Source organism: bacterium, from assembly GCA_022616075.1.
Taxonomy (GTDB): Bacteria; Acidobacteriota; HRBIN11; order JAKEFK01; family JAKEFK01; genus JAKEFK01.
Map to the genome: position 1 here is coordinate 1 of JAKEFK010000228.1, position 20953 is coordinate 20953.

General features: G+C 48.2%; 17 protein-coding genes. 16 read left to right on the plus strand and 1 reads right to left on the minus strand.

The genetic code is table 11. The annotated features are described in order from the left end of the window. The 11 genes from L0156_18760 to L0156_18810 form a co-directional block, all read left to right on the plus strand. Window positions 1–323 (plus strand): hypothetical protein (locus L0156_18760; GenBank protein MCI0605032.1); only part of this gene is annotated, 323 nt, incomplete at its 5' end. 83 nt (window positions 324–406) lie between these two features. After that, a complete protein-coding gene (locus tag L0156_18765) occupies window positions 407–3733 on the plus strand; it encodes a TonB family protein (GenBank protein ID MCI0605033.1) in 3327 nt (1108 codons plus the stop codon). Between the two features lie 33 nt (window positions 3734–3766). Then, window positions 3767–4021 (plus strand): hypothetical protein, encoded by a 255-nt coding sequence (locus L0156_18770; protein ID MCI0605034.1) that lies wholly within the window; start codon window positions 3767–3769, stop codon window positions 4019–4021. A 125-nt stretch (window positions 4022–4146) separates the two neighbouring features. After that, on the plus strand, window positions 4147–4998 hold the full coding sequence (gene accD / locus L0156_18775; GenBank protein MCI0605035.1) for an acetyl-CoA carboxylase, carboxyltransferase subunit beta: 852 nt from the start codon (window positions 4147–4149) through the stop codon (window positions 4996–4998). Between the two features lie 81 nt (window positions 4999–5079). Next, window positions 5080–6351, plus strand: coding sequence for a hypothetical protein (locus tag L0156_18780; GenBank protein MCI0605036.1), 1272 nt, complete (start codon window positions 5080–5082; stop codon window positions 6349–6351). Between the two features lie 48 nt (window positions 6352–6399). Beyond that, entirely contained in the window at window positions 6400–7689 is a 1290-nt protein-coding gene (locus L0156_18785) for a nodulation protein NfeD (GenBank protein ID MCI0605037.1), read from the plus strand. Between the two features lie 14 nt (window positions 7690–7703). Further along, window positions 7704–8456, plus strand: a complete 753-nt coding sequence (locus L0156_18790) for a slipin family protein (GenBank protein ID MCI0605038.1) — start codon at window positions 7704–7706, stop codon at window positions 8454–8456. Between the two features lie 9 nt (window positions 8457–8465). Next, window positions 8466–9830, plus strand: a complete 1365-nt coding sequence (locus tag L0156_18795) for a sensor domain-containing diguanylate cyclase (protein MCI0605039.1) — start codon at window positions 8466–8468, stop codon at window positions 9828–9830. Window positions 9831–9848: 18 nt separating this feature from the next. Next, window positions 9849–10976, plus strand: a complete 1128-nt coding sequence (locus L0156_18800) for a DUF4388 domain-containing protein (protein MCI0605040.1) — start codon at window positions 9849–9851, stop codon at window positions 10974–10976. A gap of 157 nt (window positions 10977–11133) precedes the next feature. Next, window positions 11134–11805: a mitochondrial K+-H+ exchange-related family protein gene (locus L0156_18805; protein ID MCI0605041.1), complete on the plus strand. Its 672-nt coding sequence runs from the start codon at window positions 11134–11136 to the stop codon at window positions 11803–11805. A 70-nt stretch (window positions 11806–11875) separates the two neighbouring features. Next, entirely contained in the window at window positions 11876–12442 is a 567-nt protein-coding gene (locus L0156_18810) for an arginine decarboxylase, pyruvoyl-dependent (GenBank protein ID MCI0605042.1), read from the plus strand. Between the two features lie 214 nt (window positions 12443–12656). Here L0156_18810 and L0156_18815 read toward each other — a convergent pair whose 3' ends face one another. Further along, window positions 12657–14066, minus strand: a complete 1410-nt coding sequence (locus L0156_18815) for an adenylosuccinate lyase (protein MCI0605043.1) — start codon at window positions 14064–14066, stop codon at window positions 12657–12659. A 500-nt stretch (window positions 14067–14566) separates the two neighbouring features. Here L0156_18815 and tig point away from each other — a divergent pair, with 500 nt between their 5' ends. The 5 genes from tig to yihA all read left to right on the plus strand — a co-directional run bounded on the left by tig (window position 14567) and on the right by yihA (window position 20886). Continuing rightward, window positions 14567–15883, plus strand: coding sequence for a trigger factor (gene tig / locus L0156_18820; GenBank protein ID MCI0605044.1), 1317 nt, complete (start codon window positions 14567–14569; stop codon window positions 15881–15883). Then, the gene (clpP, locus tag L0156_18825) at window positions 15870–16493 is read left to right on the plus strand and encodes an ATP-dependent Clp endopeptidase proteolytic subunit ClpP (protein ID MCI0605045.1); all 624 of its coding nucleotides are present in this window, start codon (window positions 15870–15872) and stop codon (window positions 16491–16493) included. The genes tig and clpP overlap by 14 nt, the downstream gene beginning before the upstream one ends. A gap of 96 nt (window positions 16494–16589) precedes the next feature. Next, window positions 16590–17837 (plus strand): ATP-dependent Clp protease ATP-binding subunit ClpX, encoded by a 1248-nt coding sequence (gene clpX, locus L0156_18830; protein ID MCI0605046.1) that lies wholly within the window; start codon window positions 16590–16592, stop codon window positions 17835–17837. A 61-nt stretch (window positions 17838–17898) separates the two neighbouring features. After that, window positions 17899–20319 (plus strand): endopeptidase La, encoded by a 2421-nt coding sequence (gene lon, locus L0156_18835; protein MCI0605047.1) that lies wholly within the window; start codon window positions 17899–17901, stop codon window positions 20317–20319. Between the two features lie 6 nt (window positions 20320–20325). Beyond that, window positions 20326–20886: a ribosome biogenesis GTP-binding protein YihA/YsxC gene (gene yihA, locus L0156_18840; GenBank protein ID MCI0605048.1), complete on the plus strand. Its 561-nt coding sequence runs from the start codon at window positions 20326–20328 to the stop codon at window positions 20884–20886. Window positions 20887–20953 lie beyond the last annotated feature (67 nt).

A 20953-nucleotide genomic window follows, 5' to 3' on the forward strand; every position in this document is an offset into this window, starting at 1 on the left:
AAGGTTACGGTTTTCAGATTTTCATTTTGCCTTCCTTTATCCTTTCTATTTATCCGAAAGAGGATGGCACGATAGAAATGAGTCTGGAAAAGGAAAGAGATGATGGTTGGATCCGGTTGGACCATCATTGCGAATGCGGTGTGGGCTCAATTTTGGAAGTGAAAGTGCCTTTTGAGGATCTCAATGCCAGATCCGGTGATACCATCCGGTTCCGGATTATGCTATCGCAAAAGGACATCGTTTTGGAGGAACATCCGCAGGCCGGATCGATACAATTTCAGGCGCCTGGACCGCATTTTGAAGAGATGGATTGGGAGGTCTAAACATTGACATTTCAAGCATTTTGGTGGTATAAAAAACGCATTCTTCGTCTAGGTAATTATTATTTTGAATAGGGGTGTCTCAGATGCCAGGTAAACGAATTCTCCTGGTGGATTATGACCCCAGAAGTCTGACCCATACTCGGGAGGTTCTGGAAGGGGCAGGATTTGATGTTTCCACTTGCGGGGACGGTCTAACTGCAATTGACCAGTTTAAAACTCTTGCTCCTGATCTAGTATTGCTCTCGGCCATGCTGCCGAAGATGCATGGTTTTGAGGTTTGTAGCAATATTCGAAAGTTGCCAGGCGGCGAGAAGACGCCTGTGGTAATCATTACCGATGTTTACAAAGGCAAACGGTATCGCGTAGATGCGATCAATAAATATGGCGCGACCGAATACATTGAAAAGCCGATTGAAGATTCGAATCTGGTCACGATTTTACAGGGTCTTGTTCAGGAGAATGGACAATCTCGAATAGCGATCGAAGACGAAGAAAGGACCATGCAGTTCAGCAGGGATCTGTTGAACAAGATGGTCAAGGAAGATGTGACTGGCGCTTCAAGGCCGGCAGGTGAGAAAAAAACTGTGACTGAAAAGCCCAAAAGTAAGGACCAAATTTCAAAGAAATTAGAAGAATCTCTGGCTGGATTGGATCTGGAAGTCAAGAAACAAAAAGCCAGGCCTGCTTCTGAAAAAGCAGAAGTATCTGAATCCACATCTGCGGCAGAAAAGCCTGCGGCTTCTGAAGCAGTGTTTACTTCCGAAGACCTGTTCACAGACGTGATTGCCAGTGTTGAAAGAGAACTTCAGTCGGAAAAAATGTCGGGTGATCAGCGGTCAACGGAAGTTTTAACTGCGCCGCCGGTTGTTGCTGTGACTCCCGCGCCACCCGCTCCTGCGCCGACTCCTGAACCCAAGCTAGAACCGGCGAAAGCAGCGCCGGCGCCGGAACCACGCGCTCCAGAACCTACGAAAGTGCCGGCAGCCCCGACCGTCGCAATCGAAATGCCGAAAAGCTTCAAAGCCGCTGAGCATGCGAAGAAAGCCGGCATGGACTTGGATCTGGAGAAAAAACTTTCCGACACCCTTTCCGGGTTAAAGAAACCGGCTCCTGCAGGAGCGAAGCCGCATGCGGCCGCTGCAAAACCGCCCGTCGTGGAACCGACGCGCAAAATAGAGATACCGAAACAGGAACCGATGAAACCGCAACCTGTAAAACAGGAAGCTGTGAAACCGGAAGCTATAAAACCGGAACCGGCAAAACCACAACCAGTGAAGCCGGAACCGGTAGCTGCAAAACCTGCTCCTGCCCCGATGAAGGATGCACTTCCTGCCGCTGTTGCAGCAAAAGTTGTCGAAGAAGAAGGAATCAATTTTGGCCAATACTTGTTGCTGGAAAAAATCGCAACGGGCGGAATGGCTGAGCTCTTTTTAGCAAAGCGGAAAGGCGTAGAAGGTTTTGAAAAAATCCTGGCCATCAAACGGATCCTGCCTCACATGGCCGAAAATGAAGAATTTGTAACCATGTTCATCGATGAGGCAAAACTCGCGGCTCAATTGACCCACCATAACATCTGCCAGATTTTCGATCTTGGAAAGATTGAAAACGCGTATTACATCGCGATGGAATATGTTCACGGTAAAGATCTGCGGGGGATTTTGAAATCTTCGCGAACGAAAGGGAAACCGATGTCGGTTGACCTCTCCGTGCTGGTCATTTCCAAGATTGCCAGCGCGTTGGACTATGCCCACCGCAAGCGCGGGTCGAACGGACAACCGTTGAATCTCGTTCACCGCGACGTTTCTCCCCAAAACATTCTGATTTCTTATGAAGGGGAAGTAAAACTTGTCGATTTCGGAATCGCAAAGGCCGCAACAAAAGCCCATGTTACCCAGCATGGAGCGTTGAAAGGCAAACTTCTGTACATGTCTCCGGAACAGGCCTGGGGCAAGGCCGTAGACAAGCGAAGCGATATTTTTAGTCTCGGTGTTGTGCTTTATGAGCTTCTTACCGGACGTCCTCTGTTTTTTGATGAAAACGACACGGAGGTTACGATTCTGGAAAAAGTTCGTGAAGCCAGGATCACCCCAACACGGGAGTTCAACAGTCGTGTTCCTGCTGAACTGGAAAAAATCGTAAACCGCGCGTTGAAGAAAAATGCGGATGATCGTTACCAGTCTGCTTACGAGATGCAGAAAGATCTGGATAACTTGTTTTATTCTGAAAGCTATACCGCAACCGGCGCTTCGCTTGCGAACTACGTCCGCGATCTCTTCCCGGATGAATCTCATGAAGGAGAAATGAAAGAGGTTGCTGTTGAAAAAGAGCCGGCAAAACCTGTCAGCGCACCAATTGCCGCTGCGGTTCCTGCTGTCGCGGCGAAACCTCAGCCCGAGCCGGTGAAGCCAAAAGAGGTACCGGCTGTTGTGAAACCGGCTCCTCAACCTGTTGCACCGGCGAAAGAGCAGAAAGCTCCCGTTGCAGCCCCGGAAGCGGCGCCAGTGCCGGCTGAAAAGACAGGGTTCCGCGATATCTCTGTTCCCGATATGATGGCCTCCCAGGAACACAAGCGTTTTCCGATTTTACCCGTAGGCATCGGTGCTGCGGTTTTGGTCGGGATCGTCGCGTACATTCTTTTCCGCCCCAGTTCCGAGCCGCCAACGCCAGTTCCCGTTAAGAAAACGCAGGTAAATCAGCCGGCCGTTACGCCTACGCCGTCACCTGATCTTACGACAACTCCCGCGAAAGAGCCGGCCGTTACAACTCCTGTGGATACAAAGAAGCCGGTGGATGAAAAGAAAGCTGCCGAAGAGAAGAAATTAGTCGAACAAAAAGCAGAAGCAGAAAAGAAGAAGCGGGAAGAAGAAGCCAGAATAAAAGAAGAAGACCGGTTGAAACAAGAAGAGAAACTCGCTCAGCAGAAGAGAGAGGAAGAAGCAGCAGCAGCCCAAGCACAACAACAGCCTCCTCCACCAGAGGAAACAAAGGCGGAGGTGCAGCCAGCTCCAGCTCCTGTTCAGGAAACGCCACCACCACAGCAGGAACCTGTGAAAGAAGCTCCCAAGGAAACACCGAAGCCTGCCGAACAGAAACCTTCTGTAAATGAAGGAGATCTTGTGGAAATGGGCGTTGATGTGCAGAAACCGGAAGTTATTAGTCGCGTGAAACCAACTTATCCTCCTGCTGCCTTCAAACAGAAGGTGGAGGGCACGGTAGTTTTAAGTATTCTAGTCACAGAAGCCGGGAAAGTGGGGGATGTAAAGGTTCTTAGACCTGCTGGTGGCAGCGTTGGATTAAACGAAGCCGCCGTCGCAGCTGCAAAAAAATGGACGTTCCGGCCGGCTGTTAAAGCGGGTAAAAAAGTGAAAGTTTGGATCACATATCCAATCGTTTTTAAAGTGCAAGGTTAAAACATTACAAAACTAACGGAGGGATCCTAATCTATGCCGGCACTATCAAAGGAACAACAGAAGTTTTATGAAAACGCGCTCGACATGACCAAACGGCAGATCGATGAAATCGATGCGAGAATTGAAGAAGAACTGGCCAGAGTCAAAGAAAGACTCGCCGAATTGCAGAATGACAAAAAGAATGTTCGCATGATGTATGATGCCGCTTGTGCTATGTTGGGCGTAGAAAACGAACTGGAAAAGAGAGAGGAAGCAGGGGAAAGCGCAGAAGACGTAGTCGAGGCGTAACCCGGCTGTTATCTACAGTATTCAATCTACACATCCTGCATCTTGTTCCAAGTGTTGAGGCGTTCAAAGTGTTTTTAAACAGCACTTTGAACCCTTGAACCTTTGAACTCTTTGGGCCCTTAAAAATGTCCTGGTTTAGAAAAGAAAAGAAGCCGAAAGAACCACTCCAGGAAAAACCTTCACGCGTCCCGGAAGGCCTCTGGATGAAGTGTGAAGGTTGCCAGCAGATCATCTGGCACAAGGAGCTGGATCGCAATCTAAACGTCTGCCCGAAATGCAACTATCACTTCCGGATCAGTTCCGAAGACAGGATCCGCCTGTTGCTGGATGAAGGACCTTACCGGGAATTGTTCGGCAACATTCTTTCTGTGGATGTGCTTCGTTTCAAGGACACGAAAAAGTATCGGGATCGTCTGCAGAATAGCTGGAATACGGCTGGAAAATCGGATGCAATCCGCATCGTGGAAGGAAAATTAGCCGGAGAGACCGTTCTTTTGTGTGTGATGGAGTATTCCTTCATGGGTGGGAGCATGGGCAGTGTCGTGGGGGAAAAGATCACGCGCGCAATCGAACATTGTCTGCAACATCGCGCCCCGCTTGTCATCATTTCCTGTTCAGGTGGCGCGCGGATGCAGGAAGGCGCGCTTTCTCTGATGCAAATGGCGAAAATTTCTGCGGCCCTGGCCCGTCTCGATGATGCGGGCCTGCCTTATGTCTCGGTTCTGACCGATCCAACAACAGGTGGAGTTTCGGCGAGCTACGCAATGCTGGGTGATCTGAATATCGCTGAACCGCGAGCGCTCATCGGTTTCGCAGGACCGCGTGTCATCGAGCAAACAATCCGGCAAAAATTGCCAGAGGGTTTTCAGCGATCCGAGTTTCTCTTAGAACACGGCATGCTCGATGACATCGTGGAACGCAAACAAATGCGCGATTACCTCATCAAAGCCCTCCAGTATATGAACTCAAAAAATTAATGGAGGGCGGGCCTCCGTGCCCGCCTTAAATACAGGGCTCATTTGGCGGGCAGGGACGCCCGCCCTCCGAGATGTGTACAAATGTCCGATATCTACAAGCGCCTGGAATCACTCGAAACTCTCGGGATCAAGTTTGGCCTGGAAAATATTCGTAAACTGCTCGAGGAGCTTGGAAATCCGGAAAAACACTTTCCCTCCGTTTTGATTGCAGGCACAAATGGTAAAGGTTCCGTCGGCGCGATGCTTGAGTCTATTTGCGTAAAAAATAATCTGCGAACGGGCTACTACCTCTCTCCTCATTTGATTGATGTTCGTGAGCGTATTCGCGTGAATGGCCGGAAGATTTCGGAAGAGGACTTCGAAAAATGCATGGACAAAGTATTCCATGCAATGGATAGGATTTCGCTCTCGCCGACTTATTTTGAAGCGCTCACGGCTGCCGGCCTGCTGCATTTTTTTGAAAGCAAAGTGGATTGCGCGGTGGTGGAAGTCGGGCTTGGCGGACGACATGACGCCACAAATGCAATCGCACAAGAGCTATCCATTATTACGACCATCGGACTGGATCATGAAAACTATCTTGGGAAAACTCTGGCAAGCATTGCTGTAGAGAAAGCAATGATTTCGAAATCTTCGGTCCCAATGGTAACGGGAGAATTACCGGAGGAGGCGCAAGTAGTGGTCGAAAAACTCTGTAAGGAGACCGGAAGTCCGGTTCATGCTGTCGATGCATCTAATATCGTAGAAGCGGGGCTGGAAAATGGCTTTCCTGTTTTTCTCTACACTCCCTGGAACAAAACAATTCGCGTGAGCTTGCGGGGCAGGCATCAGATTCAGAATGCAGCGATCGCGTTGCTGTCGTCAGATGTGCTTGCCGAAAGGGGATGGAAGTTAAACAGGGACCTGGTAATTAAAGCTTTTGAGGAAGCAAAGTGGCCCGGGCGGTTGGAGCTAGTGGCGGGTCAGGATCCACCTGTGCTGCTCGATTGTGCGCACAACCCGATGGGCGCTCGCGCGCTTGCTCAGTTTTTAGAGGATGTCGAGTGGTCGCAATGCATTTTTCTTTTCACCGCGATGAAAGATAAGAACATAAGTGAAATGCTCAAGGCGGTGAGCCGCAACGCGGCGCGCATCGTTCTCACACGCGTTAAGCCTCTCGGGCGCTGCGCCGGGACAGGGGAGTTGATCCGTGCCGCTTCGAAAGCCGGAATTCCTCACATCGCGGAGGAGGATACCTTAAGCGCGTTGCGTCGTGCACAGGCTTTCTCCTATGAATCGAATCTTCCTCTGGTTGCATTTGGTTCCATTTATCTGATCGGTCTCCTTTTCTCCACCTTCGGTCTCACTACCTGAATTGTTTGTTCCGCGTTATAATTAAAATACAGGTGCCATTCTATCTCTATGAAAACAAATAGTTTGTATGTCGTTTGTTTTCTGCTTCTTTGTTCGATCTCTTTTGCAGCAGAATCGACGGTGGTCCATATCTTTCTGGATGGTCCCATCCATGCGGTCACATCGGAGTACGTTACGCGCGGAATCGATCATGCACAGGAGACAAATGCAGAGCTTGTGATTTTGCAGGTCGAAACTCCAGGCGGCATTGACGGGCCCATGCGAACCATCATCTCCAAGATGGTGAATTCAAAAGTACCCGTTGCAGTTTACGTGGCGCCGGGAGGCGCGCGGGCGACTTCTGCAGGCTTTTTTATTACGATCGCAGCAGACCTGGCAGTCATGGCGCCGGGAACGCATTTGGGCTCCGCTCATCCTGTCACGATTGGGGAAGGCGGCGAAGAAACAGAAAATAGAAAAACGATGATGAAGAAAGCGACCGAGGACTCAGTCGCATATATAAAGACGCTGGCCGAAAAGCGTTCTCGAAATATTGAACAGGCTGAAAAAGCTGTGCGGGATTCGATTTCTTTTACTGAAACAGAAGCCCTGAAATGGAAACTGATCGATTTCATAGCGAAGGATAAAAATGAACTACTGCAGAAAGCGAACGGTTTAACCATCAAAAGGTTCGATGGATCGGAAAAGAAACTGAACCTCAACAAACCCAGAGTGATTGCCTATGAAATGACGCGCAGGCAACGGTTCCTGTCTTTTCTTGCTGATCCGAACATCACCGTGCTTCTATTTAGCATCGGAATGATCGGTATTCTCATGGAACTCTATCATCCAGGCGCGATTCTTCCGGGAATTGTGGGTGTTATCAGTCTTTCACTTTGTATCCTTTCGGCGCAGATTTTACCGATTAATTATATTGGCGCAATGTTGATCGCATTTTCGATTGTTCTGTTCCTTTTGGAAATCAAGATTACCAGTTATGGCTTATTGACCATCGGCGGAGTTGTATCTTTTGTACTCGGCGCCACCATGTTGTTTGACGCTCCCATTCCTGAAATGCGGATCAGCTATAAAGTGATCGGCACGTCTGTGTTTTTGATCACGGCGACCATGGCGTTTCTTTTATTCATGGTTGTGTCTCTGCACCGGCGTAAGCCGGTTACCGGCCTTCAAGGTTTGTTGCAGGAAACAGGCATTGCACAAACAGACATTCATGGAAGCGGCAAGGTTTTTGTGCATGGCGAACTGTGGAATGCAACGGCAAACGAACCGATTTCAAAAGGTGAAAAGGTAAAAATCGTTTCCGTAGAAGGCCTAAACTTGCGAGTGGAAAAGCAGTAAAGCGAGGAGATTCTATGTTAGAAAACTGGATTCCTTATGGAATCGTTGTTTTGTTTGCGATTTTTCTATTGAAATCATGGATCAACATCCTTCGTGAATATGAGCGCGGCGTTGTTTTTCGTTTGGGAAGACTGGTGCCGGTTCCTCGCGGACCCGGGATTGTTCTGGTTGCATACCCTGTTGAGAAAATGGTGCGAGTAAGTTTGCGTACGGTCACACTCGATGTGCCGCCTCAGGATGTCATCACGCGGGACAATGTTTCCGTCAAAGTGAACGCTGTCGTTTATTTCCGCGTGTTCGAACCGACAAAAGCCATTGTAGAAGTGGAAAATTATCTGTATGCTACTTCTCAGTTGGCGCAAACCACATTGCGCTCGATTCTAGGGGAGGTAGATCTGGACGGTTTATTGTCCGAAAGGGAAGACCTGAACGCACGTCTGCAGCATATTTTAGACGAACGCACGGATCCCTGGGGAATCAAGGTTTCCATGGTGGAGGTAAAGCATGTGGATCTGCCCCAGGAAATGCAGCGCGCCATGGCCAAACAGGCGGAAGCAGAGCGGGAAAAACGCGCAAAGATCATTCATGCCCGCGGTGAACTGGAAGCCTCCAAATCCCTTTCGGAAGCAGCGGTCGTAATGTCAGCCAATCCGATTACAGTTCAATTGCGATATCTTCAGACCTTAACAGAGATCGCTGCTGAGAAGAATTCAACCATCATCTTCCCGTTGCCGGTCGATCTCATTTCCAACTTCCTGAAAAAATAAAATGAATTCATGAAAGAATCCGCCTTGATCTATGATCGGGACGACGTGTTAGCGACGGTTTCCGATTTTCTGGATAAAGAAGGATGGCAAGTTCAGCAAGTTCGGGAAAAGGAAGAACTGATTCAAAAAGTTCGAGCAGATAGTTACACGCTCGTTTTTTGTAATCTGGAATCTGCCGCGGACGCCAATTTGATAAACGAGCTCTGGTCGCAATTGAGAACACCCTCCCAACTGCTTGTTGTTGGTCCGGACGATGTGAATCTGGCGGTTCGCATCATGCAATCCGGCGCAAGGCACTACTGGCCGACTCCTTTTCCGCTGTCCGATTTTGAAACGCTCTACCGGGATGGCATTTTCGCTGCGAAAAAGCACCGCCCTGTTTATCACCGGGAAGGAACCTTGTTGCAGATCATTAAAGAGATCGCACTGACGATGGAGCTGGATGGCCTGACCAATATTCTTGTGGATTCTGCAATTGAGCTTACAGGAGCCGATGGCGGAGGGATTCTCTTACTGGATGAGAAATCCAACATGTTAATGATGAAAGCGGTTCGGGGGGTCAGTGGAGCGGATCGCAGCGCAGAATTTTTTGGTCTGCCGGAAAAAGAGTTTTACGACATCCTTTCCAAGCGGAAGCCACTCCTTTTTCATCCCACAGATCCTCCCATTTACACTCCAAATGGACAACGAGTTGCCGCAATGATCGTCACACCGACCTGGTGGAAAGATCAACCGCTGGGAGAACTGGTGATGGTGAAGTACGAAGATAGCGAATTGTTCACCGCGGATGATTTCAAGCTCCTTTCACTCTTGAGTGAGGAAATCGCCGGAGCTGTTCATAATGCAATCATTCATTACAAAACCAAAGAGCTGACCATTAAAGATGATTTAACGGAAGCGTACAACCGTAGATATTTCGAAGAGTATTTGGAAGAAGAATTTTTACGCGCAAAACGGTACGGATCCGATCTTTCACTGATCTTCTTTGACGTGGACAATCTAAAAGAAGTGAATGTGAAGTACGGCCATCTGATAGGGTCGAAAACACTGCAAGAAATCGCTCATCGAATCATTCTTACTGTTCGTGGTATTGACAAAGTGGTTCGTTACGGGGGCGATGAATTTTGCATTGTTTTGCCGGAGACAGACACGCAGGGCGCTTTACAGGTTGCGGACCGCATTCGTAGCACAATCGCAAGTAGACCTTTCCGGATCAGCGAAAACGCCCAGGTGAATCTGACCGGCAGCATTGGAATTGCTTCTTTTCCAGCTCATGCGAATACAAAGGATGATCTGGTTCGACAGGCCGATCGTGCGATGTTTACGATCAAAAATCAATCAAAGAATGCGATTGCGATCGCGCAATCAATCTAACCTTTGAAAGGTTGAAGGATGGAAGAGGATTTAACGATCCGGGGATCGCTCGAAGAATCTGCGATTCCAGAGCTCTTGCGATCTGTTTGCAGGAGCAAAGAAACCGGTGTGCTGACCTGTTTTATCCGGGAACACAAGAAAACGGTGTTTGTGGAGAAAGGCCAAATGGTATTCGCCGCCTCCACTTCCATGGATGACCGGTTAGGAGAATTTCTGTTGCGGTCCGGTCGCATTACGGTGCGAAGCTTTCTGGACGCAACGAAGATCGTGCGACCGGGAAAAAGATTGGGCGCTATTCTTTGCGAAAACGGCGCCATCAGCGCCGATGAACTCGTGGAGGGCGTCCGGGATCAGGTCCGCGCCATTATCATCAGCCTGTTTGATGCGGTGAAAGGCACCTACGAGCTTGCGTTGAAGGACGTGGATACGCAGGAGATGATTTTGCTGAACTCCAGTCCGGAGGAGCTTATTTTTTCCGGCACCAAAACGATTACGTCATGGTCACGGATCAGCAAGGGTATCAGCTCTTTTACAAGCGTTCTCGTGCCGGTCAGCGATTCGGACAAAGTGCTCATGAATCTGAGCCTGAATCCTGAGGAATCGCATCTGTTCTCGCTTTGCGAGAAAGGCCGTTTTAAAGTCGAAGACATTTGCAGCATGAGCTATGTTTCGAATTTTGAAACATGCCGCATCCTGTGGGCCTTTCTTCTGATTGGAGCTCTGGGAATACAGGAATCCGCCGAATCGAGTGAAATTCCCAGTTACGTTCCTTCTTCTGCCGACCTGGAGGCAGATCTTCACGATCTCGTGGAAGGATACAACGATGTTTACTCTCATATATATGAATATTCTCAGCAAAAATTAGGAGAGGATGATGCGGACAAGCTGGCCGAACGCGCGATCATTCAGGTTCAGGGTACGATGCCGAATGTGACGAGAAACCTCCGGATGGATGTTTATGGTCGATTGGACTTTGATGTACTTTTGAAAAATCTGTCACCAATTCCTGAAACCGCCAGGTTCGAGCTTGTTTCCGCTGCGCTCGAAGAAATTGTTTGCGCTTTGCTATCTGAAGTTGGCGTCCTCTTTGGCTCCGGTGACCAGACCCGGCTGGCAGAAGAAGTCAAAAGGATAAGATCGCGTTAGTCGTGGATCGTAATCGTGATCGTGATTCTTAGTCTTAGTCGTATGTCTCATTAGTCGGGAGAATCATAACTAGGATTTATGATTACGATCAAGATCCACGATTACTTACGATTACCTACTACTAATTACGAACGAATTTCATTATTATTAAGTGACGATGACTGGCTTACAGGAGGCGAATTCTATATCTGAGATCCGTGTTGCCTGGCTTTATCTCAGTGCAGAAGAAGATCCGCAGACACCGGACTTATTGTTTTTCGAAGAGCAGATCATTCACGAACCTGGATGGAAGAAAGCCTCTGATAAGGGGCGCGAGCTCTGGCAACGATTGAAACAGAGGTATGAACGAGTCGCATGTGAAGCGTTTGCCGGTGATCGATTTGTTCGCAGGCTTCGATCTTTTCGAAAAGTTACGGTTGCTCTGAACCGGCCGATTGATCCTGCTGAAGTTCGAATGAAATTAAAACGAATGTTGCGGGACCGCTCTTATCATCACCTGCGATGGTTGTTCATTGATCTGGCTTTACTTCCTCTTTCCTTATTTATTATGGTGGTGCCCGGTCCGAATGTGATCGGTTACTACCTTCTCTTTCGCGTTTTTTCTCACTGGAAATCCTACCGTTCCGCTTCCCAGACTGATATGGATCAAGTGGACATTTGCATAGATGATCGCGCGCAGGAGGTCAGCGCTTTCCTCAGGAAAGCCAAGGATCTCAAGACCGGTTTGCTCGAATTGCGGGAAAAATACGGATTGCGCGCTCTGCAAGAACATCAGTTTGTTCCCCAATCCATGCAACGCCTGTTACACCTGCTTCGAACGGACCACTAGTCACTGTCACTGTTCACTTTCTTGAGATTTTTTGATATCGTATTTTTCAATTTCTTAACCAGGAGAAGCGATGGTACCTAAAACGTGTTTTTTGACGAAAGGAAAAGGCGTTCACAGAGAAAAATTAACAAGTTTTGAAATGGCGCTGCGCGATGCGAGTATTGCGCCTTTGAACCTTGTGCGCGTTTCTTCTATTTTTCCGCCAAACTGCAAAATTCTTTCGATACAAGAAGGGAAAAAATATTTGCGACCCGGTCAGATCACGTTTGCGGTTATGTCGGAGAGCGCAACGAATGAGCCACACCGTTTGATTGCCGCTTCGGTAGGAGTTGCGATACCAAGAGACAAGAATCTATTCGGCTATCTGTCGGAACACCACAGTTTTGGTGAAACGGAAAAGGAAGCGGGTGACTATGCTGAGGATCTTGCCGCCGGTATGCTTGCAACGACCCTGGGTCTGGAGTTCGATGCCGACAAAAGCTGGGACGCAAACAGAGAAATCTACCAGCTTTCCGATCACATTGTCGGCGCGCGCAATGTGACGCAATCAGCGGTTGGTCATAAAGACCATTTATGGACTACCGTGATTGCCGCTGCGATTTTTGTAGAGTTTGATGTGCAGCCTGCTAATTCCTAAGTTTTATTGGTAGTGGCAGAGCATTGTCCGTTGCTCTGGTTTGAACTTGCTTGTCAATTCGATCTGCGTCCTGCAACATTCTTAGTTTGCTGAGACAATGCTCTGCTTCCAAGCGCACGCTGCAGAGCATTTGCTAGCCGGGAGCTGGCCCATGGCTATGCGAGTATTTTGGGGATTTCAGATCCGTTTCACTACAATGGCAAATGCTCTGCCACTACAAACGCTGCCGGACTTCTTCGCATTGTCGCAGCCAGTAGTCGCACGTCTCCATTGTCCCGGAGACAGAGTTCCCGACATATTTCTCTGGATGATTGATGAGCTCCCGTTCTTCCGGTGTGAATTTTGAGAAGTAGGGCTTTAATTCTTTTTCCGCTTCCACAAGCTCCGTCATTTTTTTCCCGGTTTGGCGCGAAGCATTTACCAATTTTTTAGACCAGTCGTATGGGTCCGGACAACCATGAAGGCCCAGCAGAATATAGAGTGGTTCCGCGATGATTGCGTCGCGGGAAAAGTCCAGATTTTCTCGCATCTTTGGACGGTTTACCTCGATTTGACGAACCACATTCGCAGTACGGTAAATTGCATAATCGGCTGCTGCAAACAATTCGGTTAGAAATCTTCCGCTTGCCGAATTTGTCAGGTCACGCTGGTGTTCAGAGATTTGATCCATCAGCACGGTGGTCAGTCGGGGCACGTAAGCTTTCCAGAATGACTTCACATTTTCAAAATCTTTTGGATTCACTTTGTGAGGCATGGTGGAAGAACCCACTCTCTCAGGTTGAAATTTTTCCTTGATCTCACCGATTTCGGTTCGATACAAATGACGCATATCGTCCGCAAAATTGGCCAGGATTCCCATCATCGAAACTGCGGTATAGGCAAGATCCGTAACCGGTTCCTGTTCCGTTAGTTGTGAGGAAATGCCGGTAGGACTTGGTTCCAGGCCAAGTTTGGCCAGCAGGTCCCGTTCAAAAGAAAGCGCGCGATTGCCGACGGCCAGAGAAAGCGCGTTATGAGCGCCAACCGGACCGGAAAACTTCCCGCGAAGTGACCTGCAGGCCTGCTCCAGTTTCAGTACTCGACCTCCAAGGCGGCTCACAAACAAAGCTATTGCGTACCCAAAAGTGATTGGCTCTGCATGTTGCCCGTGGGTTCGTCCAATTTGTGGTGTTTCCGCTTCCTGGCGCGCCATCTGTACCAAAAGTTCTACCAGTTCGACCAAATCCGGCACAAGGACTTGCAGCCCGAACTCTTTGAATCGGAGAGCCGCGGCCGTATCCATAATGTCGTTGGATGTTGCGAACAGGTGCACGTAACCGCGGGCCTTTTCACTGATTTTTCGCCGAATGCTGTTTACAATCGCTCTGATATTGTGCTGGATTCGGGCTTCCTCTTCGTAAACTTCGGCAGCGGTTACGTGATTGCACGCGCCAGAAACTTCTCTGCTGATTTCACGTGTGCAAAAACCATAGTCCGCCAGAGTTTCCACAAGCGCAGCTTCGATTCGTAGAAAGTAGCGAATGCCAGCTTCTTCCGATAGATAATTGTGGACTTTTCCATAGAATCGTTCATCCGCTCCGTAGTATCTCGCGTCAAACGGGGACACCGCATCAAAAAACCTCATCTAAAACTCCTTTTTACCGCAGAGAACGCCAAGACCGCTGAGAAAAAAACAAAAACTTTGTGTTTCCTCTGCGTTCTCTGCGACCTCTGCGGTTAAATTATACCGTTTGTCCGTTGTAGTAAAACCTCGAGCGGAACTGTCGCGGCAAGTTTTACACAGAAATTGTGGAAAAACGGCAAATTCCGAATTGCGATTGCCCTGAACGCGTGATGATTACGGCGTCTTTGCGATTTGATCTAAAAGTGTGCCTAACTTGCATAATCAAATCCACCATTTGTTGTGGAAGGCTACGAAGAAAAGCACACACTATTGCGGATTCGCTTGAAACCTGCTATCCATCGCTTTTTTTGACAATCTCCGAGGCGGGTGTTAAATTTATCTCGCTACTTTACCGCTGAGAACGCAGAGATCGCTGAGAAAAAGCAGAAAAAATCTCGTATTTTTTTCTCTGCGTCCTCAGCGCTCTCTGCGGTGAACGAGAGGCAAGTTGGAGGGCTTTTTTGAAGACTGAAATTGAAAACGTTACTGATGTAAAGAAGGTTATCCACTTCGAAATTCCCTGGGAAGATGTTGATAAGCACATCAAACAAGCGATTCGACTTATCTCAAAGAACGCGCGCATTCCTGGTTTTCGGCCTGGCAAAGCCCCGGAAAGTCTGATCCGGAACAAGTACGCTCAGCACATAAAAGATGAAGTGATTCAGCATGTGGTGCCGGAAGCTTACAAAGATGCCATTTCTCAAAACGAGCTTGAAGTCATTTCAGAGCCCGAGATTCACGATGTTCTCTATACCGAAGGTTCTCCTTTTGTTTTCAAGGTCACTGTCGAAACAAAACCCAAAATCGAGTTGAAGGACTATAAAGGACTTCCTTTAAAAACTTTGCCGGTGGAAATTAAAGACGAAGAAGTCGATTCCATGTTGAAATCTTATCAACAGAGGGCAGCGGAGCTCATCCCTCTTGAAGACACTGCGGCGGATAAAGGACATTTTGTGTCGGCAAAAGTGCAGGCAACTCTTGATACGGACAAGAAACAGAAGCTATTCGATGATCGCACGCTCATTGAAATCGGTTCGGAAGAGAATCATCCCGCGTTCAATGAGCACGTCTCGGGAAAGAAAGCCGGAGAGCACGTGGAATTCGATGCCGTCTATGCAGCGGATTACCCGGAAAAGTCCATTGCCGGGAAAACAATCCATTATTCACTCGATGTGGAAAACGTTAACGAAAAACGGTTGCCGGCAATTGACGATGAATTTGCAAAGGATCTTGGAGATTTTACCTCGTTGTCCGACCTCCGCGAAAAAATCAAGAAAGATCTGACTCAAGTGAAAACCAGTCAGCAGCGCGGACAGCTCCAGGATCAAGCACTGGGAAAACTGATTGAAGAAAATCCTTTCGAGGTTCCGGAAAGTCTAGTAAACGAGGAGACTGCATCGGCAATGAAACATTATGCTTATTCACTTCATCAGCGCAGGATGAACCTGGATGATCCCGAGTTGAAATGGGATGAGATTCGCGCTCGTTTCACCCGTCAGGCGGACAATACAGTTCGCGGATCGCTGATCATGGAAGCGATCGCGCGCGCTGAGAATATTGAAGTCACAGAAGAAGATATCGAAAAGCGTATTCAACTAATCGCCGAGCAGGAGCGCAGAGCTCCTGAAGCGGTAAAAGCGGAGATGATGAAAGAGCAAGAGCGAATGGACCGGCTGAAACACAGGATTTTGCTGTCAAAAACTGCGGATTTCATCATTGATAACGCCCAAATTGAGTATATTGGGAAAGAAAGCGAGAAACACAATGAAAATTCCTGATTCGATTAGTCAATGGATTCCGATTGTTGTCGAACAGACGAACCGCGGAGAAAGAGGTTATGATATTTTTTCCCGCCTTCTCAAAGACAACATCATTTTTATCGGCACACCAATAGACGACGTAATTGCCAATCTGGTGATCGCTCAGATTTTGTTTCTGGAAGCAGAAGATCCCGAAAAGGATATTCAAATCTATATCAATTCGCCCGGAGGTTCGATCACTGCGGGACTGGCGATTTATGACACCATGCAATTTGTCCGTCCCGATATTTCAACCATCGCGATCGGTCAAGCCGCCAGCATGGCGGCCGTGTTGATGGCTGCCGGATCACCCGGGAAGCGTCTGGCGCTCCCGAATTCGCGCGTTATTTTGCATCAGCCTCTTGGCGGGTTTCAGGGACAGGCCTCTGACATTCATATTCAAGCCCAGGAAATTCTTCGCATGAAGGAAAGGATCATAGACATCCTGCAATACCATACGAAGCAATCGAAAGAGCGTTTGGAAAGAGACTGTGATAGAGATTTCATTCTGACGGCTGAACATGCAAAGGAATATGGCTTGATAGATGAAGTCATCGCACAACGTTCCGTTTCGAAAAGAAGAGATTAATAACTTGGCGTCTTGGCGGTTCAAATTGACAATTGAAAAGCGTCAATTTATTATTAGGTTTGGAATTCGGGTAAGTTCCATATCCTGCCTTAACTTATGGTTAGAAGAAACAACAACGATGGAATAGTTCTCCGATGTTCCTTTTGCCACAAAAGGCAGGAGGACGTGCGCCGTTTGATTGCCAGTTCCCCCTCCGTTTGTATCTGCGATGAATGCATTGAAGCCTGCAGGAATCTGCTGATCGAAGAGGAGAATGTCTTCAACCGGAACGCTCCCTCATCGAGCCTGATGAAGCCCTCGGAAATCAAGACATTTCTGGATCAATATGTAATCGGCCAGGAGCAACCGAAGAAAAGATTGGCTGTTGCCGTCTACAATCATTACAAACGGATCGAGCTTGTGAAAAAGAAGCTCGACGTTGAAGTGGGGAAGAGCAACATTCTTTTGATTGGACCCACCGGCACGGGAAAGACTTTGCTGGCTCAGACGCTGGCCAAATGCTTGAATGTACCGTTTGCGATTGTCGATGCCACGACATTGACCGAGGCTGGATATGTTGGCGAGGACGTTGAAAACATCATTTTGAAGCTTTTCCAGAACGCAAATGGCGATTTGGAAAAGACTCAAAAAGGAATTATTTACATTGACGAGATCGATAAGATCGCGAGAAAGGATGAGAATCCATCCATCACGCGGGATGTTTCGGGCGAAGGGGTTCAGCAGGCATTGCTCAAGATTCTAGAAGGCACTGTGGCGAACGTTCCCCCTCAGGGCGGAAGAAAACATCCACATCAGGAATTCTATCAAATCGATACGACGAATATTTTGTTTATTTGTGGTGGGGCGTTTGTCGGGCTGGATAAAATTGTAGAGCGCCGAACGGGAAAGAAGAGTTTGGGTTACCGGGCAAATATTCCGCCGGCAGGAACGAAAAATGTGGGAACTGTTCTCGAGCAAGTGCAGACGGAAGATCTGATCAAGTACGGGTTGATTCCGGAATTTGTCGGAAGACTTCCGGTGGTTGCTTCGTTGCATGATCTTGATATGGCTGCCCTGATCCAGATCTTGACCGAGCCCAAGAATGCCCTCGTTAAACAATACCAGGCGATGTTGGATTTTGACGGAGTGGCTCTGAAGTTCACGGACGAAGCGGTTCGAACGATTGCTGAAATGGCAATTAAGCGTAAAATGGGCGCACGCGGGCTCCGGCAGATCATAGAAGACTTGATGCTGGATCTCATGTATCATTTGCCTTCGCAAAAGAACGTTAAGGAGTGCGTGATTACAAAGGACGTTGTCCTGAATTTTGCTAAACCGATCACGCTGATCGAAAAAGCTGTTTAGTTTTAACCGCAGAGAACGCAGAGCACACTGAGCTCTACCGTACTTATCCCAAACAATAAAGATGACTGAAAAAACCCAAACACCAAGAGCAGAAGTGATCACTCTGCCGATGATTCCACTCAGGGATGCCGTCCTTTTCCCTGGAATGATCATGCCATTTCTCGTTGGACGTGAGCAATCTTTAAAAGCACTGGAGACGGCTCTTGCCGGTGATCGTAAAATATTTCTTGCTGCCCAACATTCAGCAAAAACAATCAGTCCGGGAATGGACAACATCTATTCCGTTGGCACGGTCGGTGTGATTGTTGAAAGCCTGCGATGCGATGACGGAAACGTCAAAGTATTGATCGAGGGTCTGGAACGTGCGCGCGTTTTGGATGCGCATCTTTCCGATTACTTTACCGTTCATGTCAAACTGCTTTCGAGACGGTCGGATGTGGATGCTGATCTTTCTCAGCGAATGGAAGAGCTGCTGAACCTCCTCGATCGTTATGCCAGACTTTCTCCAAACTTGCTGGCTGAAAGGATGCTTCCCCAAAAATCGGAAGATCCGGGACGGCTTGCTGATATCGTTGTTGCCTATTTGCAACTCGATCTCCCTGAAAAACAGGATCTTCTGGAAACGATTCATCCTTCGGAGCGTTTGAATCGCGTTCTGGAGCTGCTGAAGTCGGAAATGGATCAAATCAAAGTGGAGAAGAAACTGGGCAAACGCGTGAAACGGCAGATGGAGAAAGCCCAGCGCGAATACTATCTGAGTGAAAAGATGAAGGCGATCCAGCGTGAGCTGGGTCAATCCGAAGAGAACGCTTTCCAGGAAGAGATACAGACGTATCGCAAGAAGATTGAAACCAAGAAGCTCACCAAAGATGCGCGTGAGAAAGCAACTCAGGAGATGCGCAAATTGCAGATGATGCCATCCATGTCGGCAGAGGCCACGGTAACACGCAATTATCTTGACTGGTTGCTCGGTGTTCCCTGGAGTGAGAAGTCCTCGGAGAGCGATGATTTAAAACGCGCGCAGAAGATTCTCGCGAATGACCATTACGGACTCGATAAAGTGAAGGAGCGGATCATCGAGTTTCTTGCTTCCCGGAAACTTTCCAAGAAAAAAGAAGCGGCAACTATTCTTTGTTTTGTAGGACCGCCGGGCGTCGGTAAAACATCTCTCGCAAGCTCGATCGCCAGGGCGACAGGCAGAAAGTTTGTGCGACTTTCTCTGGGAGGCGTGCGCGATGAAGCTGAAATTCGCGGACATCGCCGGACTTACATCGGCGCTTTTCCCGGTCAGATCATTCAAATGATGAAACGCGCGGGCACCATCAATCCGGTATTTTTGCTGGATGAAGTCGATAAGATGAGCATGGACTTCAGGGGAGATCCCTCCTCCGCTCTGCTAGAAGTGCTGGATCCTGAGCAAAACAAAAGCTTTCTGGATCACTATCTGGATACATCGTACGACCTGTCGCGCGTGATGTTTATTGCAACAGCAAACGTACCATACAATATTCCGGCGCCTCTTTATGATAGAATGGAAATTCTTCAGCTTCCCGGTTATACCGAGGAAGAAAAGGTCCAGATTGCGCTGCAGTTCCTGGTTCCTAAAGAGCTGGAGATTCATGGCCTCACCGCGTATAAAATCCAATTCAAAGAAAGTGCAATTAAGTATTTGATCCGCCACTTTACAAGAGAGGCCGGAGTAAGAAATCTTCAGCGGGAAATTGCTTCCATCTGCCGTAAAATCGCGAAGAAAATTGCTTTGAAGGATTCACATCAAAAGTCAATCGATCCGGAAGTTGTGGGAGAGTTGCTTGGAGTCGAACGTTTCCGTGATCAGGACCGCGAGAAGAAAAATGAAATTGGCATGGCAACCGGACTTGCCTGGACGGAAACGGGCGGTGAATTACTTTTTACAGAAGCCACTTTGATGCGTGGGAAAGGCAAATTAATGTTAACCGGAAAACTGGGTAAAGTAATGCAAGAATCCGCGCGCGCAGCTCTCAGTTATATCCGATCGCGAACGGGAGAGCTTGGAGTATCCGGTGATTTCTACCAGCATCTGGATTTCCATGTGCATATACCGGAGGGCGCAATTCCAAAGGATGGTCCATCTGCGGGGATCACCATGGCGACTGCACTGATCTCGGCGCTGACAAAAAATCCGGTAAAACACAGCGTTGCGATGACCGGTGAAATCACGCTTCGCGGCAAAGTGCTTCCCATTGGAGGAGTGAAGGAAAAGATTTTGGCGGCGCACCGGGCAGGCGTTTCGACAATTATTCTGCCGAGAAAAAATGAAAAAGATCTTTCGGAGATCCCTCAGGAAGTCCGAAAAAAACTTCATGTCAGGCTTGTGGATACGATGGATGAAGTTCTTCCCATCGCATTGACCAATCCCGTTCCTGTGAAACGGAAAAGGAAATCAAGAACAGAAGTTTTGAAGCGAAAGAGTGTCAAGAAGGAGAGTTCGCTTCCTCAGTAGGATTCTGTGAGCGCTGTTTTTCTGGGCAGTTTCGTGGCGCCGAACACATTGCCGGAGCAGAGGCAACCCAGAGTTGCTATTCTCGGACGATCTAATGTTGGCAAATCATCACTGATTAATCTTCTGGCAGGTACAAAAATTGCGAAAGTCAGCAAAACACCGGGCAAAACTCAAACGCTGAATCTGTACGTGGTAAAGGACAGGTGGGTCTTTGGAGATTTTCCTGGTTACGGTTTTGCAAAAGTCTCCAAAGTGCAGAGGAAAACATTTCAGAGATTGGTGGATCATTTTTTGAATGAAGATCATTTTCAATACGCGATCCAAATCGTAGATTCGAGGCATCCCGCTATGTCGACAGACATGGAGTTACACGAGTGGCTGAAGTCCAGCGGGGTAAAACATTTAATCGTTTTAAACAAATCTGACAAGCTCAACCAGAAAGAACGAAACGCAACCCAAAAACAGGCTGCAATCAGTTTTCCTGGAGCTGCAATCATTTTTGCTTCCAATATAACAAATGAAGGGAAGCGGGAAATCGAGATAACCTTAGATCAATTGAAGTCGTAGGGGCGGGGCCTGTCCCCGCCCTTGACGGGCGACCACTGGGGTCGCCCCTACCGAGACCGGAGAAAGT

Bases quoted from the DNA above. Each gene is read 5' to 3' on its own strand.
- L0156_18765 (MCI0605033.1), top strand. From the start codon at position 407: ATGCCAGGTAAACGAATTCTCCTGGTGGATTATGACCCCAGAAGTCTG.
- L0156_18770 (MCI0605034.1), top strand. From the start codon at position 3,767: ATGCCGGCACTATCAAAGGAACAACAGAAGTTTTATGAAAACGCGCTC.
- accD (MCI0605035.1), top strand. From the start codon at position 4,147: ATGTCCTGGTTTAGAAAAGAAAAGAAGCCGAAAGAACCACTCCAGGAA.
- L0156_18780 (MCI0605036.1), top strand. From the start codon at position 5,080: ATGTCCGATATCTACAAGCGCCTGGAATCACTCGAAACTCTCGGGATC.
- L0156_18785 (MCI0605037.1), top strand. From the start codon at position 6,400: ATGAAAACAAATAGTTTGTATGTCGTTTGTTTTCTGCTTCTTTGTTCG.
- L0156_18790 (MCI0605038.1), top strand. From the start codon at position 7,704: ATGTTAGAAAACTGGATTCCTTATGGAATCGTTGTTTTGTTTGCGATT.
- L0156_18795 (MCI0605039.1), top strand. From the start codon at position 8,466: ATGAAAGAATCCGCCTTGATCTATGATCGGGACGACGTGTTAGCGACG.
- L0156_18800 (MCI0605040.1), top strand. From the start codon at position 9,849: ATGGAAGAGGATTTAACGATCCGGGGATCGCTCGAAGAATCTGCGATT.
- L0156_18805 (MCI0605041.1), top strand. From the start codon at position 11,134: ATGACTGGCTTACAGGAGGCGAATTCTATATCTGAGATCCGTGTTGCC.
- L0156_18810 (MCI0605042.1), top strand. From the start codon at position 11,876: ATGGTACCTAAAACGTGTTTTTTGACGAAAGGAAAAGGCGTTCACAGA.
- L0156_18815 (MCI0605043.1), bottom strand. From the start codon at position 14,066: ATGAGGTTTTTTGATGCGGTGTCCCCGTTTGACGCGAGATACTACGGA.
- clpP (MCI0605045.1), top strand. From the start codon at position 15,870: ATGAAAATTCCTGATTCGATTAGTCAATGGATTCCGATTGTTGTCGAA.
- clpX (MCI0605046.1), top strand. From the start codon at position 16,590: ATGGTTAGAAGAAACAACAACGATGGAATAGTTCTCCGATGTTCCTTT.
- lon (MCI0605047.1), top strand. From the start codon at position 17,899: ATGACTGAAAAAACCCAAACACCAAGAGCAGAAGTGATCACTCTGCCG.